The sequence below is a fragment of the Mesorhizobium sp. WSM4830 genome (assembly GCF_055811495.1).
The window spans coordinates 341,224-354,202 of sequence record NZ_JBVVQI010000001.1; the positions used below are offsets into that span (position 1 = coordinate 341,224).

General features: G+C 62.3%; 16 protein-coding genes and 1 pseudogene. 13 read left to right on the plus strand and 4 right to left on the minus strand.

From position 1 onward, the window contains the following. The first annotated feature begins 128 nt into the window (after window positions 1–128). Window positions 129–422 (plus strand): hypothetical protein, encoded by a 294-nt coding sequence (locus tag AC0L2Y_RS01755; RefSeq protein ID WP_352489607.1) that lies wholly within the window; start codon window positions 129–131, stop codon window positions 420–422. A gap of 27 nt (window positions 423–449) precedes the next feature. On the opposite strand, the gene AC0L2Y_RS01760 is transcribed toward AC0L2Y_RS01755, so the two are convergent. Continuing rightward, complete coding sequence (locus AC0L2Y_RS01760; protein ID WP_352489608.1) at window positions 450–851, minus strand: GFA family protein; 402 nt, start codon at window positions 849–851, stop codon at window positions 450–452. A gap of 175 nt (window positions 852–1,026) precedes the next feature. On the opposite strand from AC0L2Y_RS01760, the gene AC0L2Y_RS01765 reads away from it, so the two are divergent. From AC0L2Y_RS01765 to AC0L2Y_RS01780, 4 genes and pseudogenes are all read left to right on the plus strand, one after another. Next, window positions 1,027–1,806 (plus strand): TlyA family RNA methyltransferase, encoded by a 780-nt coding sequence (locus tag AC0L2Y_RS01765; RefSeq protein ID WP_352489609.1) that lies wholly within the window; start codon window positions 1,027–1,029, stop codon window positions 1,804–1,806. After that, window positions 1,803–3,044, plus strand: coding sequence for a class I SAM-dependent RNA methyltransferase (locus AC0L2Y_RS01770; protein ID WP_473553390.1), 1,242 nt, complete (start codon window positions 1,803–1,805; stop codon window positions 3,042–3,044). The genes AC0L2Y_RS01765 and AC0L2Y_RS01770 overlap by 4 nt, the downstream gene beginning before the upstream one ends. An 81-nt stretch (window positions 3,045–3,125) precedes the next feature. Next, complete coding sequence (locus AC0L2Y_RS01775; protein WP_473553392.1) at window positions 3,126–3,497, plus strand: antitoxin Xre/MbcA/ParS toxin-binding domain-containing protein; 372 nt, start codon at window positions 3,126–3,128, stop codon at window positions 3,495–3,497. 39 nt (window positions 3,498–3,536) lie between these two features. Beyond that, window positions 3,537–3,668: pseudogene (locus AC0L2Y_RS01780) on the plus strand (RES family NAD+ phosphorylase); the annotation flags it as partial. Here AC0L2Y_RS01780 and AC0L2Y_RS01785 read toward each other — a convergent pair. From AC0L2Y_RS01785 to AC0L2Y_RS01795, 3 genes are all read right to left on the minus strand, one after another. After that, a complete protein-coding gene (locus tag AC0L2Y_RS01785) occupies window positions 3,657–3,929 on the minus strand; it encodes an AbrB/MazE/SpoVT family DNA-binding domain-containing protein (protein ID WP_473553394.1) in 273 nt (90 codons plus the stop codon). The pseudogene AC0L2Y_RS01780 and the gene AC0L2Y_RS01785 overlap by 12 nt on opposite strands. A gap of 52 nt (window positions 3,930–3,981) precedes the next feature. Continuing rightward, window positions 3,982–5,394: a metalloprotease TldD gene (tldD, locus tag AC0L2Y_RS01790; protein WP_352489613.1), complete on the minus strand. Its 1,413-nt coding sequence runs from the start codon at window positions 5,392–5,394 to the stop codon at window positions 3,982–3,984. Between the two features lie 127 nt (window positions 5,395–5,521). After that, a complete protein-coding gene (locus AC0L2Y_RS01795) occupies window positions 5,522–6,046 on the minus strand; it encodes an invasion associated locus B family protein (protein ID WP_254818452.1) in 525 nt (174 codons plus the stop codon). 371 nt (window positions 6,047–6,417) lie between these two features. Here AC0L2Y_RS01795 and coxB point away from each other — a divergent pair, with 371 nt between their 5' ends. From coxB to AC0L2Y_RS01835, 8 genes are all read left to right on the plus strand, one after another. Next, window positions 6,418–7,296 (plus strand): cytochrome c oxidase subunit II, encoded by an 879-nt coding sequence (coxB, locus tag AC0L2Y_RS01800; RefSeq protein ID WP_352489615.1) that lies wholly within the window; start codon window positions 6,418–6,420, stop codon window positions 7,294–7,296. A 38-nt stretch (window positions 7,297–7,334) separates the two neighbouring features. Beyond that, the gene (gene ctaD / locus AC0L2Y_RS01805; RefSeq protein ID WP_292657466.1) at window positions 7,335–8,987 is read left to right on the plus strand and encodes a cytochrome c oxidase subunit I; all 1,653 of its coding nucleotides are present in this window, start codon (window positions 7,335–7,337) and stop codon (window positions 8,985–8,987) included. Window positions 8,988–9,063: 76 nt separating this feature from the next. Further along, complete coding sequence (locus tag AC0L2Y_RS01810) at window positions 9,064–10,008, plus strand: heme o synthase (RefSeq protein WP_352476672.1); 945 nt, start codon at window positions 9,064–9,066, stop codon at window positions 10,006–10,008. A gap of 2 nt (window positions 10,009–10,010) precedes the next feature. After that, a complete protein-coding gene (locus AC0L2Y_RS01815) occupies window positions 10,011–10,172 on the plus strand; it encodes a hypothetical protein (protein WP_198023516.1) in 162 nt (53 codons plus the stop codon). 7 nt (window positions 10,173–10,179) lie between these two features. Further along, window positions 10,180–10,809 carry a cytochrome c oxidase assembly protein gene (locus AC0L2Y_RS01820; protein ID WP_473553396.1) on the plus strand — a complete coding sequence of 210 codons (630 nt, stop codon included), beginning with the start codon at window positions 10,180–10,182 and terminating at the stop codon, window positions 10,807–10,809. A gap of 1 nt (window position 10,810) precedes the next feature. After that, window positions 10,811–11,692 carry a cytochrome c oxidase subunit 3 gene (locus AC0L2Y_RS01825; RefSeq protein WP_023674137.1) on the plus strand — a complete coding sequence of 294 codons (882 nt, stop codon included), beginning with the start codon at window positions 10,811–10,813 and terminating at the stop codon, window positions 11,690–11,692. An 82-nt stretch (window positions 11,693–11,774) separates the two neighbouring features. After that, window positions 11,775–12,161, plus strand: coding sequence for a DUF983 domain-containing protein (locus tag AC0L2Y_RS01830; RefSeq protein WP_352489617.1), 387 nt, complete (start codon window positions 11,775–11,777; stop codon window positions 12,159–12,161). Next, window positions 12,158–12,913, plus strand: a complete 756-nt coding sequence (locus AC0L2Y_RS01835; protein ID WP_473553398.1) for an SURF1 family protein — start codon at window positions 12,158–12,160, stop codon at window positions 12,911–12,913. Before AC0L2Y_RS01830 ends, AC0L2Y_RS01835 begins: the two co-directional genes overlap by 4 nt. Window positions 12,914–12,979 lie beyond the last annotated feature (66 nt).

The following is a 12,979-nucleotide window of genomic DNA, read 5'->3' on the forward strand; positions in this document are numbered from 1 at the left end:
AATCAAATCGCCGGCGAACTGCCGTAAGATGCTGATTACGCAGCCGTTTGGCGATTTGCTTACCGTGTTCTTTGGCCGTTCTTCAACGCTGCCCTGCTAGAAAGCGACCGGCAGGGGAAAGAAGACCAATGAGATCGCTTTTGGGCGGCATCGCGCTAACGGCCACCTTCGCCGCGTCGGCCGCGGCCGAAACGCGCTACGACCGCAAACTCGAAGAGGCGGTGATGGGGATCGTCGCCGGCAAGATCGGCGAAATCCGTGGCGGCTTCTCCTACAAGCAGGCGCCGCAATTGGTCGTCGTGCCCGATACCTTGCCGAAGGCGTCCAGTTCCATTGACCGGCCGCGCACACAGGTGTCCGGCGACAGCGGCGACGGTCTGACGCCGGCCGTCGAACGGCGGGTTTCGCGGACCATATTCTAAAGCATGATCCCGAAGAGACTCTAGAAACTAGAACCACATATCCCGCACACAGCGACCATCTCTCGGCAAATCCTCGAATGTATCGAGACCATCGAAATGGTCGATCGGGAGATCGGCGACAGCCTCGGGCGGCGCAAGCCTCACATTGACGGCGATGCGGTAGCGCCCAGCCGCATCGGGATGCACACCGCGCCATGCCAGGACGCAAGCGCACGTTGGACAGAAGAGAATCTCAAGCGAAGGATGAGCCTTTCCGACGCGCCGATAGGCGCTTACGGGCCCGGCAAGGCGGATTCGTTCGTCGACATAGTCGTAAGCCCAGAGCGTGCCGTAACGACGGCAAAGTGTGCAATTGCAGGCAGTGATCGAACCGGGGTCGCCCTCCAGGGTCCAGTGGGCTGCGCCGCAGTGGCAGGTTCCCGTCAGCATGTTCCTCCTCCACGTTTCGACGGCTAAACGGCATCTCTTTCTTAGCATTGCGTCGGGTCTCGTGCGAGATTTGACAAACAGCACAGCGGCTGATGAGTTCACTCGCTTTTCCAACTATGCCTTCTCTCATCGCCAATATCCTTGCCATCATCGTTGGCTTTCGCCATGAAGGCCGATGACTTCCCTTCCGCCAGCCAGCATACGCCAGCGGCTCGACGAATTGCTCGTCCAGCGCGGCCTGTTTGCCAGCCGCTCGCGTGCCCGCGACGCGGTCGAGCGCGGCACCGTGACGGTCGACGGCATCGTCGCCATCAAGCCGGGCCAGGCCGTTCTGCCTGAGTGCAACATCGTCGTTGACGATCCGGCGCAAGGTTACGTGTCGCGCGCCGCGCTGAAGCTGAAGGCTGGTCTCGACCATTTCGCGCTCGACCCAACTGGCTGCGAAGCGCTCGATGTCGGCGCCTCGACCGGCGGCTTCACGCAGGTGCTGCTCGAACGCGGCGCGGCGCATGTCATGGCGATCGATGTCGGGCACGGCCAGATGCACTCCGACATTGCCGGCGATCCGCGCGTGACGGTAATTGAAGGCCTGAATGCGCGCGAACTGACTACCGCCGATCTCGGCGGCCGTGTGCCGGATTTCATCGTCTCGGATGTCAGCTTCATCTCGCTGAAACTGGCGCTGCCGCCGGCGCTTGCCTTGGCCAGGAACGGCGCAAAAGCCGTGTTTCTGGTCAAGCCGCAATTCGAGGCCGGCCGCGAGGCGATCAGCAAGGGCGGCCTGCTGAAGGACCCCTATGATGCGGCGCGCATTGCCGGCCTGATGCAGGACTGGCTCGACACCATTCCCGGCTGGCGCTCACTGGGGCTGCATCTGTCGCCGATAGAGGGCGGCGACGGCAACCGCGAGTTCCTGCTCGGCGGCATCAAGGACGTCGAGACCCAGAAGCGATGAGCACCCGTTTCACGATCGCAAAATTGGGCTCGCAGGGCGACGGCATCGCCGAGACGGAAACCGGCGAGGTTTTCATTCCGTTTGCGCTGCCGGGAGAGGTGGTCACCGCCGCGCGGGAGAAAGATCGCGCTACCTTGATGTCGGTGCTTGAGGCTTCGCCGCTGCGGGTCGATCCGCCGTGCCGGCACTTCGGCGCGTGCGGCGGCTGCGCCGTCCAGCATCTCGAGACTGAAGCCTATAACCGGTGGAAGCGCGAAAAGGTCGTACACGCACTGAAGAGCAAGGGCATCGCTTGCGATGTCGGCGCGCTGGTGCCGTGCGCGCCGCACACGCGCCGCCGCGTCGTCTTCACCGCCCGGCGGAGCGAGGCGGGAATGCAGTTCGGCTTCGTTCGCGCGCTGTCATCCGAGATCATCTCGATCGAGGAATGCCCGATCTCGCTGCCGCAGATCGTCGCTGCGCTCCATCGCTTGAAAGCCCTTGCCGGACTGATCTGCACCACGACCAAATCGTTCCACATGGCGGTGACGGTGACCGGTTCCGGCCTCGATGTCGCGGTTCACGATTCCGGCAAGCTCGGCGAGAACCAGCGCCGCGTCGCGTCCAACTTCGTCATCGCCGAGGGGCTAGCCAGGCTGTCGGTCGACGGCGAGATCATTATCGAACCAAAGAAACCGGTCGTCCTGTTTGGTGGCGTCGCCGTCGCAGTGCCTCCGGGCGCTTTCCTGCAAGCGACCGAGGCTGCCGAACAAGCGATGGCCAACATTGTCGGCCAGCATCTCGCGCGTGCCAAAAAGGTTGCCGATCTCTTCGCCGGCTGCGGCAGCTTCGCGCTGCGCCTGGCCGCAAGATCGGAGGTTCATGCGGTGGAAGGCGATGCGGCAGCACTCGCGGCGCTCGACCGGGCATTCCGTTTCGGCAGCGGCCTGAAGCGGGTGACCGGCGAACGTCGCGACCTGTTCCGGAGGCCGCTCACATTCAAGGAGTTGAATGCCTTTGACGGCCTAGTTTTCGACCCGCCTCGCGCCGGCGCCGAGGACCTGTCGAAGCAGATCGCGCGCTCCGACGTGCCGCTCGTCGCCGCGGTGTCCTGCAATCCGGTAACGCTGGCGCGGGATCTTCGCATCCTCCTCGATGGCGGCTACGCCTTGAAGAGCGTGACGCCGATCGACCAGTTTCTGTGGTCGCCGCATGTCGAGGCCGTGGCGCTGTTGGAGAAGCCGAGGCGAAGGCGCTAGCAGCATTTATGGGGGCGTCAAAATGCGCACCAACAACGCGCATTTGAACGTGCGTTGTTCAAAATGTGCTAGGAAATTGTAATGAGCACCAAAGCCTTTGAGATTTCGGCATCGCGCTTCGGCGAGGAGCGGACGCCGTTTCTCTCGCCGAAGCGGGTCGCTGAACTGCTCGGGATCACTATGACCGAACTGGCGGGCCTGACCGGCATCGCCCGCAACACGCTTGCCGCCAAGTCCGGTGCGCGCAAGGTCGACACCGCGTTGAGTCCCATTGTCCGTATCCTGGCGATGGCCGGCGAGATGGCCGGTGATGAACAACGTGCGGCGATCTGGTTCAAGCATCAGCCGATCCCCGGTTGGGCCGGAAAGACCGCCTACGATCTGGTTCGCGAAGGCAAGACGGACAAGGTGCTTGCCTATCTGGAGGGAGTCCGCTCCGGCATCTATGCCTGAAGCCACCCTGTGGCGCGCTTTTGTGCCGCGCTGGGCATGCGTGACATCGTGGATAGAGGCTTTGTGCCCGAGACGCACGCGCTGTGGCGCTGGAACGAAAACGACGCTCCGGGTCTCGAAATCACCGATCCCGACCATCGCCTGCCGAAAACACCGGCTTCATGGCTTTAGCGCAGTTCGAGCTGCGGCGAGCACACCCGCCTCCATTTCTTCCAACGTCTTCGGCCTGCTTCTGTGGGGCAGGGATCCAAACACGTCCTCTGGCCGCGTCTCGGCAAAGACCCGCGCCGGCTTCAGCAGCACGCCCTCCGGAGTATCTTCGACCAGCAGGCATGTGCCGGCGGCCCATTGCCTCTGCTCTCGGATCGCGCTGGGCAGTAGGACGCTTCCGTCGGCCGAGACTGTGGTCGTGAGTCCTTTCGTAGTAGGCATCGCCGCGCATCCTTTTAGCGAACGCAAGACATAAACCAGCCGCCAGCCGCGATCAAACCCTGGTGCCGCCGACCGTCATCTGGTTCATCCTGAGATGCGGCTGGCCGACGCCGACCGGCACACCCTGTCCGGCCTTGCCGCACATGCCGATGCCGGTGTCGAGCTTCATGTCGTTGCCGATCATCGTAACCCGATGCATGGCATCCGGCCCATTGCCGATCAGCATGGCGCCCTTGATCGGTTGCGTCACCTTGCCGTTCTCAATCATGTAGGCCTCGGTGCAGCCGAACACGAACTTGCCTGAAGTGATGTCGACCTGGCCGCCGCCGAACGACACGGCATAGATGCCGTTCTTGACCGAGGCGATGATTTCCTCCGGCTCCATGCCGCCTGCTGTCATGTAGGTGTTGGTCATGCGTGGCATCGGCTCGTGCGCGTATCCTTGGCGCCGCCCGTTGCCGGTGGCTTTCATGCCCATCAGCCGGGCATTCTGGCGGTCCTGCATGTAGCCGACCAGCTTGCCATCGTCGATCAGCACGTTATGGGCCGAAGGCGTGCCTTCGTCGTCGACGGTCAGCGAACCTCGCCGCTCGGGCATGGTGCCGTCATCAACGACGGTGACGCCTTTCGCCGCCACCTGCTGGCCAAGCAGGCCGGCGAAGGCCGACGTCTTCTTGCGGTTGAAATCGCCTTCCAGCCCGTGGCCGACGGCTTCGTGCAACATGACGCCCGGCCAGCCGCTCGACAGCACGATGTCGAAAGTGCCGGCAGGTGCTGGAACCGCTTCGAGATTGACGAGCGCTTGCCGCAATGCCTCCTTGGCAGCGTGCCGCCAGCTGTCCTCGACCAGGAATTCGCCAAAATCCTTGCGGCCTCCCATGCCGTAGGAGCCGCTCTCCTGGCGGTCGCCGTCGCCGACCACCACCGACACGTTGATCCTGACCAGCGGACGGATGTCGCGCACCATCTGGCCGTCGGCGCGCACGATCTCGACATGCTGCCACGAGGCGGCGAGCGACGCCGTCACCTGCCTGACGCGCGGATCCTCGGACCGCAGCCACGCGTCGATTTCCTGAAGCAGCTTGGCCTTGGCCTCGAAGGAAGGCGAGGGGATAGGGTTTACGTCGCCGTAGAGATGGCGGTTGGTGCGGGCGGGCGCTGCGGCAAGCGTGCCGGAATAGCCGCTCTTCACCGTCGAAACGGCATCGGCGGCGCGCAGCAGCGAGGCTTCGGAGAGATCGCTGGAATGGGCGTAGCCGCTGGCTTCGCCGGCGACGGCGCGCAGGCCGAAACCCTGGTCGGTGTTGAAATTCGCTGTCTTCAGCTTGCCATTGTCGAACATCAGCGCTTCGCTTTCGCTGTATTCGAGAAACAGTTCGCCGTCATCGGCGCCGTTGATAGTCTCGGCGACGATCTGCTTGATGCGATCGTCGGAAATGTCGAATTGTCCGATCAGGCTGTTCATGGCGTATCCGTTCGCAGGAGGATTGTTTCCCACGATGTAGGCGCGAAGGCCCGCGCAGACAATCTGAAATGAGGCTTGCCGTGACCGCGGCCGGTCAACATCACTGGATCGTGCTACAGCACCGCGTTCAGGGCAGGGCGGCGAAGCCGTCGGCGAAACCCTTGAGGTCGACGGGAATGCCGATGCCCTCTTCCGGTGTCTGGAAGACGATGAAGGTCGCGGACGTACCGGTCTTCAGCGTGTCGAGCAGCGGCTTTTCGAGGATGACCTCGGCATAACAGCCGTCCTGGAAACAGCGCACGAAGTAGGCGCGGCCGATATCCTTGCCGTCGACATTGAGGCCGAGGCCGTTGGGCAACAGCACACCGAGCGGCGCCAGCACACGCAGGATTTCGGCCTTGTTGTCGGCTGTGCGCAGCACGACGACGGAAAGCCCCATTTCCGGGCGGTCCTCGGCGACGACGTTCTGCATCATCACGCATTGTTCGGATGTAGCACCGGCCGGCGTATCGCAGATGATCGACCACGCTCCATGCGTCGACTTCACCGTGCCGCTTGGCTGCGCGGCATTGGCCAGGCCGGCGCCGGGCAAGGCTATTGCGGCGGCAACAAGGATGACCTTCGCCAAGGTTCTCGAAAGCCAAGGGTTCATGACGGCTCCATTGCGAATCACGGCACTTTAAGCCGCACTAAACCCAAGTAAAGGACGAGACCCCGGCGATCTGCCCCGACACAGGCGACAATGCGCTTTTCTGTGCCAATTTCGCCCTAATTGCGACGGTTCCGCGCGCCGCGCGGCTCATTCTACCCGGATGCCGCTCTGGTGATTCGCGGCGAGCTGTCACCGCACGAAGCCAGCGCCGCGCTTGCGCGCAAAAATGCCGCACGGGTTCCGGCGCTCCCTTCTTGCGGAGGCAAATAGAGTATGGTTTGAACCAGCCTTGAATTGTCCGGGATTCCCGTCCCGGCATTGTTCGACATTCTTGCGGTTCGATCGCGAGGAACTGGGAGATGACGAGGGCGATGAGAAAATTCCTGGCAACCGCCAAAATCGTAGCTAGTGCCGCTGCCACGTTGTTTGCCGCTGCATCCGCTCATGCAGCCCAGCCCCAACCTTGGGAAACCAGTTTTCAGCCTCCGGCAACCGACATCATGCGGCAGATCGAATGGTTCGGGAACTACTCGTTCGCGTTCATTATTGTGATCACCGCCTTGGTGCTTTTTCTGATCGCCTACTGCATTTTGCGGTTCCGGGCGAGCGTCAACCCGACCCCGTCGCGCACCAGCCACAACACGCTGATCGAGGTCATCTGGACTGTCGGTCCCGTCGTCATCCTGCTCTGTCTCGCCATTCCCTCGTTCCAGCTGCTGACCGCGCAGTACACGCCGCCGGAAGAAGCCAAGCTGACCGTCAAGGCGACCGGCAATCAGTGGAACTGGGACTACGAATACCAGGTCGACAACACGCTTTCCTTCAATTCCGCGATCCTTCAGGATGCCGACAGGGCTGCTGCCGGCAAGGAAGATCGCGCCGCGTATCCGCGCCTGCTCGCCGTCGACAATGAGATGGTGGTGCCGGTCAACACCATGACCCGCGTGCTGGTGACGGCGACCGATGTCATTCACGCCTTTGCCATGCCGTCCTTCGGCATCAAGACCGATGCGGTGCCGGGTCGCATCAACGAGGTGTGGTTCAAGGCCGACAAGGAAGGCCTCTATTACGGCCAGTGCTCGGAACTCTGCGGCAAGGACCACGCCTTCATGCCGATCGCCATTCGCGTCGTCTCCGATGCGCAATACAAGACCTGGCTGGCGGCAGCCAAGACCGACCTTCCCGGCGCCAACAAGGCGCTGATGGCCGAGGTCGATGGCACGAACAAGGTAGCGGCCGCCGGCAACTGATGCCGCGACCAGAAAAGATTCAGGGAACGGAGCCGACCATGGCAGACGCTGCAGCTCACGACGACCACGACCACAAGCCATATCATGGCTGGGTCCGGTGGGTGTATTCGACCAACCACAAGGACATCGGTACGCTTTATCTGATCTTCGCAATCATGGCGGGCTGCATCGGTGGCGCCTTGTCGGTCGTCATGCGCATGGAATTGCAGGAGCCGGGCATCCAGATATTCACTGGCCTGGCGCAGATGGTCTACGGCATGAACGGCGACGCCGCCATCGACGGCGGCAAGAGTATGTACAATGCTTTCACCACCGCGCATGCGCTGATCATGATCTTCTTCATGGTGATGCCGGCGCTGATCGGCGGCTTTGCCAACTGGATGGTACCGATCATGATCGGCGCGCCGGATATGGCCTTCCCGCGCATGAATAACGTGTCGTTCTGGCTGCTGCCGCCGGCTTTCATCCTGCTGATTTTCTCGGCCTTCGTCCCGAGTGCGCCCGGCGCCTATGGCGTCGGCGGCGGCTGGACGCTTTATCCGCCGCTGTCGACATCGGGCCAGCCTGGGCCGGCCATGGATCTGGCGATTCTTTCAATCCACATCGCCGGCGCCTCCTCGATTCTTGGTGCCATCAACTTCATCACCACCATCTTCAACATGCGCGCGCCCGGCATGACCATGCACAAGATGCCGCTGTTCGCCTGGTCGGTGCTGATCACGGCCTTCCTGCTGCTGCTGTCGTTGCCGGTGCTGGCCGGCGGCATCACCATGCTTTTGACCGACCGCAATTTCGGCACCACCTTCTTCGCCCCGGACGGCGGCGGCGATCCGATCCTGTTCCAGCACCTGTTCTGGTTCTTCGGCCATCCGGAGGTCTACATTCTGATCCTGCCGGGTTTCGGCATCATCAGCCACATCATCTCGACCTTTTCGAGGAAGCCGGTGTTCGGCTATCTCGGCATGGCCTATGCGATGGTTGCCATCGGCGCGGTGGGCTTCATCGTCTGGGCCCACCACATGTACACGACGGGCCTGTCGCTCGACACCCAGCGCTATTTCGTCTTTGCCACCATGGTCATCGCGGTGCCGACGGGTGTGAAGATCTTCTCGTGGATCGCCACTATGTGGGGCGGGTCGATTTCGCTCAAGACCCCGATGCTGTGGGCGATCGGCTTCATCTTCCTGTTCACCGTTGGCGGCGTCACCGGCGTGCAGCTGGCCAATGCCGGCCTCGACCGCCCGCTGCACGACACCTATTTCGTGGTCGCGCACTTCCACTACGTGCTGTCGCTGGGCGCGGTCTTCGCCATCTTCGCAGGCTGGTACTACTGGTTCCCGAAGATGACCGGCTACATGTATTCGCCGGTGATCGCGAACACCCACTTCTGGGTCACTTTCGTCGGCGTCAACCTGGTCTTTTTCCCGCAGCACTTCCTCGGCCTTTCGGGTATGCCGCGCCGTTATATCGACTATCCCGATGCCTTCGCCGGCTGGAATATGGTGTCGTCCTACGGCTCGTACATCTCGGCTGTCGGCGTCGTCATCTTCCTGTTCGGCGTCTTCGAGGCGTTCCAGAAGAAGCGCGTCGCCGGCGCCAATCCTTGGGGCGAGGGTGCGACCACGCTGGAATGGCAGCTGCCTTCGCCGCCGCCGTTCCACCAGTGGGAACAGTTGCCGAAGATCAAGTAGGCGGTTGCCTCCTTTAATACGGAACCGCCGGCCGGCCGGCGGTTTTGGCCAACGGAATGATGGACTTTAAGTACGCATGGCCCTTGCCGAAGACAGACTGATTGACGAGCCGGGCTTCCGCATGTCGGAAGCGACGGCGGGCGATTTCTTCGCCCTGCTGAAGCCGCGCGTCATGTCGCTGGTGGTGTTCACCGCGTTTGTCGGCATGGTCGCCGCCCCGGTGACCATCAATCCGCTGCTGGCGGTGATCGCGATCCTGGCTATTGCCATTGGTGCTGGCGCATCCGGTGCGCTCAACATGTGGTACGACGCAGACATCGATGCGGTGATGACGCGCACCGCCGGCCGTCCCGTGCCGGCCGGCCGCATCCGGCCAGGCGAGGCGTTGAGCTTCGGATTGGTGCTGTCGGTTCTGTCGGTGATGACGCTCGGCGTGCTGGTCAACTGGTTGGCAGCGTCGCTTCTGGCCTTCACCATCTTTTTCTATGCCGTCATCTATACGATGTGGCTGAAGCGCTGGACGCCGCAGAACATTGTCATTGGCGGGGCCGCCGGTGCCATTCCGCCGGTCATCGGCTGGGCGGCGGTAACCGGATCGGTCAGCCTCGAAAGCTTGGTGCTGTTCCTGATCATCTTCCTGTGGACGCCACCGCATTTCTGGGCGCTCGCGCTGTTCAAGTCGGAGGACTACGCCAAGGCAGGTATTCCGATGATGCCGAATGTCGCCGGCCATCCCGCGACCAGACGCCAGATCTTTGCCTATGCGCTGGTCCTCGCGCCGGTTGGCGTGCTGCCATGGGTTCTCGGCTTCACCACGCCGGCCTATGGCATCGTTGCATTGCTGCTCGGCGCCGGCTTCGTCTGGTATGCGTGGAAGGTGCTGCAAATGGCCGATGACGACAGGGCGATGAAGCCGGCCAAGGCCTTGTTCGGCTATTCGCTGCTTTATCTCTTCGCCATCTTCGCCACCTACCTTGGCGATTGCGTCGTCGCGCGCGCGCTGACCATCGGTGGAGCATGAGCATGGCCGAAAAGAAGCTTGAACTGGTCACGCTGACCGAACGTCAGCAGAAGGCCCGCCGCAATCGCTCGGCCGCAATCGGTTTCGCGCTGGCGGCGCTGGTCGTCATATTCTACGTCGCGACCATCGTGAAATTTGGTCACAGTTTCCCCGGCTCGATGTGAGCTGACGATGACCAGGCAAACAGTCACCGATCCTACGAAGAAAAATACGAACCGCGTCGTCGCTGGCGTCTGCATCGCGTTCTTCGGCGGCATGATCGGCATGGCCTACGCCGCGGTGCCGCTCTATGCGATGTTCTGCCAGGCGACAGGCTACGGCGGCACCGTCAAACGGGCGACCCAGCAATATGCCGATCGGGTGCTCGACCGCGACATCACCATCCGCTTCGATGCCAACACCGTCGGCGTTCCCTGGCAATTCCAGCCGGTCGCCCGCTCGATCACCATCAAGATCGGCGAGACCGCCGAGGCGCATTTCAGCGCGACCAACAAATTCAGCCGGCCCATCACCGGACGCGCCACCTTCAACGTGCAGCCTGAACTGGCCGGACCTTACTTCAACAAGGTCGAGTGTTTCTGCTTCACCGACACGACGCTGAAGCCCGGCGAGACACTGGACATGCCGGTCGTGTTCTATGTCGATCCCGACATCGTCAACGCGCCGGAACTGAAGGATTTGAAGACGATTACCCTGTCCTACACGATGTTCCCGGTCGACAAGACCAAGCCGGTCGCATCGGTGCCGGCCGACGGCCGCCGCAACAAGATTTCAGATACCGAAGCAAGCCTCGGGGGTTGATATGGCAGACGCACACGCAAAACCACAACATGACTACCACCTCGTCGACCCGAGCCCGTGGCCTTTCCTGGGCTCCGTCGGGGCGCTGGTGACCGCGTTCGGCGGCGTCTGTTACATGCAATACCTCAAGGGCGGCGATTTCCCGATCTTCGGTTTCAATGTCGCCAATCCATGGCTGTTCTTCATCGGCCTGTTGATCGTCATCTACACGATGTTCGCGTGGTGGTCGGATACGATCAAGGAAGCGCATGAGGGACACCACACCCGTGTCGTGTCGCTGCACCTGCGCTACGGCATGATCATGTTCATCGCCTCCGAGGTGATGTTCTTCGTCGCCTGGTTCTGGGCCTTCTTCGACGCCAGCCTGTTTCCGGGCGAGGTCCATCAATACGCCCGTACCGCCTTCACCGGCGGCGTTTGGCCACCCAAGGGCCTCGAAGTTCTCGACCCCTTCCATCTGCCGCTCTACAACACCGTCATCCTGCTTCTGTCGGGTACCACGGTGACCTGGGCGCACCACTCGCTCATCCACGGCGACCGCAAAGGCCTGATCAATGGCTTGGTGCTGACCGTCGGCCTCGGCATGCTGTTCACCATGGTGCAGGCCTACGAGTACATGCACGCGCCGTTCGGCTTCAGGGATTCAATCTACGGCGCCACCTTCTTCATGGCGACCGGCTTCCATGGTTTCCACGTCATCATCGGAACGATCTTCCTGCTGGTCTGCCTGATCCGCGCCATGAAGGGCGACTTCACGCCCAAGCAGCATTTCGGCTTCGAGGCCGCCGCCTGGTACTGGCACTTCGTCGACGTGGTGTGGCTGTTCCTGTTTGCCTCGATCTACGTCTGGGCATCGAACGGCGCGATGATCGAACCGCACTGAGATCGAGCTGAGGAAATCGACAAGGCGGCTGCGGCGACGTGGCCGCCTTATCTTTTGCGGCAAATGCTCCTAGGATGACCTCATGAGCGACGACAAGGCGATCTGGCCACCAATCGATGCGATCTCGGCCGGCCTGCATGGCCGCTGCCCCCGCTGTGGCGAGGGCAAGCTGTTCTCCGGGTTCCTCACGGTCGGCAATCGCTGCACCAATTGCGGCCTCGATTATTCCTTCGCCGATGCCGGCGACGGGCCGGCGGTGTTCGTTATCCTGATCATCGGCTTCATCGTCGTCGGCCTGGCGCTGTGGATGGAGGTGACGCTCAATCCGCCGCTCTGGCTGCATCTGCTGCTGTGGATTCCGCTGACGCTGGTGCTCTGCCTGGCAGCGCTCAGGCTGATCAAGGGCGTGCTGCTGACGCTGCAATACCGCCACAAGGCGGCCGAGGGCCGGCTGGACCGCGGCGAATGAGCGAGGCATCAGGTTCGGTGGCCGGCCGGTCGCGGCCGAAGCGCGCATTGGCGCTCGGCCTGGGTATCGTCGTGTTTTTGATCCTGCTGGCGCTCGGCACTTGGCAGGTTCAGCGCCTGCACTGGAAAGAGGGCCTTCTCCAGACGATAGACCAGCGCACGCATTCGGCGCCTGTGCCATTGGCCGAGGTCGAAAAGCGGTTTGCTGCCACCGGCGACGTCGACTACACGCCGGTAACGCTGACCGGCACTTTCCTGCATCAAGGCGAGCGGCATTTTCTCGCCACCTGGGAAGGCCAGTCCGGCTTCGATGTCTTCACGCCGCTGCAGCTCGACGATGGCCGTTTCGTACTGATCAACCGCGGCTTCGTGCCTTACGATTTCAAGGACCCAGCCAAGCGGCCGCAGGGGCAGGTGACGGGCAAAGTGACGGTGATGGGGCTCGCCCGCAACCCGCTGTCGGCCAAGCCCTCGATGATGCTTCCCAACAATGATCCGCAGAAGAACATCTTCTACTGGAAAGATCGTGACGCGATGGCCTCGAGCGCCGGCCTGCCGGCAGGTGCGGCGCTGGTGCCGATCTTCATCGATGCGAACGCCGCGGCCAACCCCGGCGGGCTGCCGGTTGGCGGTGTCACCGTCATCGACCTGCCGAACAGCCATCTGCAATATGCGATAACCTGGTACGGCCTTGCCGCCGCCCTTGCCGGTGTCCTTATCTCCTGGCTCCGCCGCCCGGCGAAAGACCAATGATCGCCGCCACAACCCTTGACAGGGCAGGGCCGCACACCTCATTTCGCGCCTTGAGCTCAGAAGTCA

What these genes read in the sequence shown, in the direction of transcription:
- AC0L2Y_RS01785 (WP_473553394.1), bottom strand. Translation starts at nt 3,929, where the DNA reads ATGCCTACTACGAAAGGACTCACGACCACAGTCTCGGCCGACGGAAGC.
- AC0L2Y_RS01810 (WP_352476672.1), top strand. Translation starts at nt 9,064, where the DNA reads ATGGCCCTTGCCGAAGACAGACTGATTGACGAGCCGGGCTTCCGCATG.
- AC0L2Y_RS01795 (WP_254818452.1), bottom strand. Translation starts at nt 6,046, where the DNA reads ATGAACCCTTGGCTTTCGAGAACCTTGGCGAAGGTCATCCTTGTTGCC.
- tldD (WP_352489613.1), bottom strand. Translation starts at nt 5,394, where the DNA reads ATGAACAGCCTGATCGGACAATTCGACATTTCCGACGATCGCATCAAG.
- AC0L2Y_RS01820 (WP_473553396.1), top strand. Translation starts at nt 10,180, where the DNA reads ATGACCAGGCAAACAGTCACCGATCCTACGAAGAAAAATACGAACCGC.
- AC0L2Y_RS01755 (WP_352489607.1), top strand. Translation starts at nt 129, where the DNA reads ATGAGATCGCTTTTGGGCGGCATCGCGCTAACGGCCACCTTCGCCGCG.
- AC0L2Y_RS01815 (WP_198023516.1), top strand. Translation starts at nt 10,011, where the DNA reads ATGGCCGAAAAGAAGCTTGAACTGGTCACGCTGACCGAACGTCAGCAG.
- AC0L2Y_RS01830 (WP_352489617.1), top strand. Translation starts at nt 11,775, where the DNA reads ATGAGCGACGACAAGGCGATCTGGCCACCAATCGATGCGATCTCGGCC.
- coxB (WP_352489615.1), top strand. Translation starts at nt 6,418, where the DNA reads ATGAGAAAATTCCTGGCAACCGCCAAAATCGTAGCTAGTGCCGCTGCC.
- ctaD (WP_292657466.1), top strand. Translation starts at nt 7,335, where the DNA reads ATGGCAGACGCTGCAGCTCACGACGACCACGACCACAAGCCATATCAT.
- AC0L2Y_RS01825 (WP_023674137.1), top strand. Translation starts at nt 10,811, where the DNA reads ATGGCAGACGCACACGCAAAACCACAACATGACTACCACCTCGTCGAC.
- AC0L2Y_RS01770 (WP_473553390.1), top strand. Translation starts at nt 1,803, where the DNA reads ATGAGCACCCGTTTCACGATCGCAAAATTGGGCTCGCAGGGCGACGGC.
- AC0L2Y_RS01835 (WP_473553398.1), top strand. Translation starts at nt 12,158, where the DNA reads ATGAGCGAGGCATCAGGTTCGGTGGCCGGCCGGTCGCGGCCGAAGCGC.
- AC0L2Y_RS01760 (WP_352489608.1), bottom strand. Translation starts at nt 851, where the DNA reads ATGCTGACGGGAACCTGCCACTGCGGCGCAGCCCACTGGACCCTGGAG.
- AC0L2Y_RS01775 (WP_473553392.1), top strand. Translation starts at nt 3,126, where the DNA reads ATGAGCACCAAAGCCTTTGAGATTTCGGCATCGCGCTTCGGCGAGGAG.
- AC0L2Y_RS01765 (WP_352489609.1), top strand. Translation starts at nt 1,027, where the DNA reads ATGACTTCCCTTCCGCCAGCCAGCATACGCCAGCGGCTCGACGAATTG.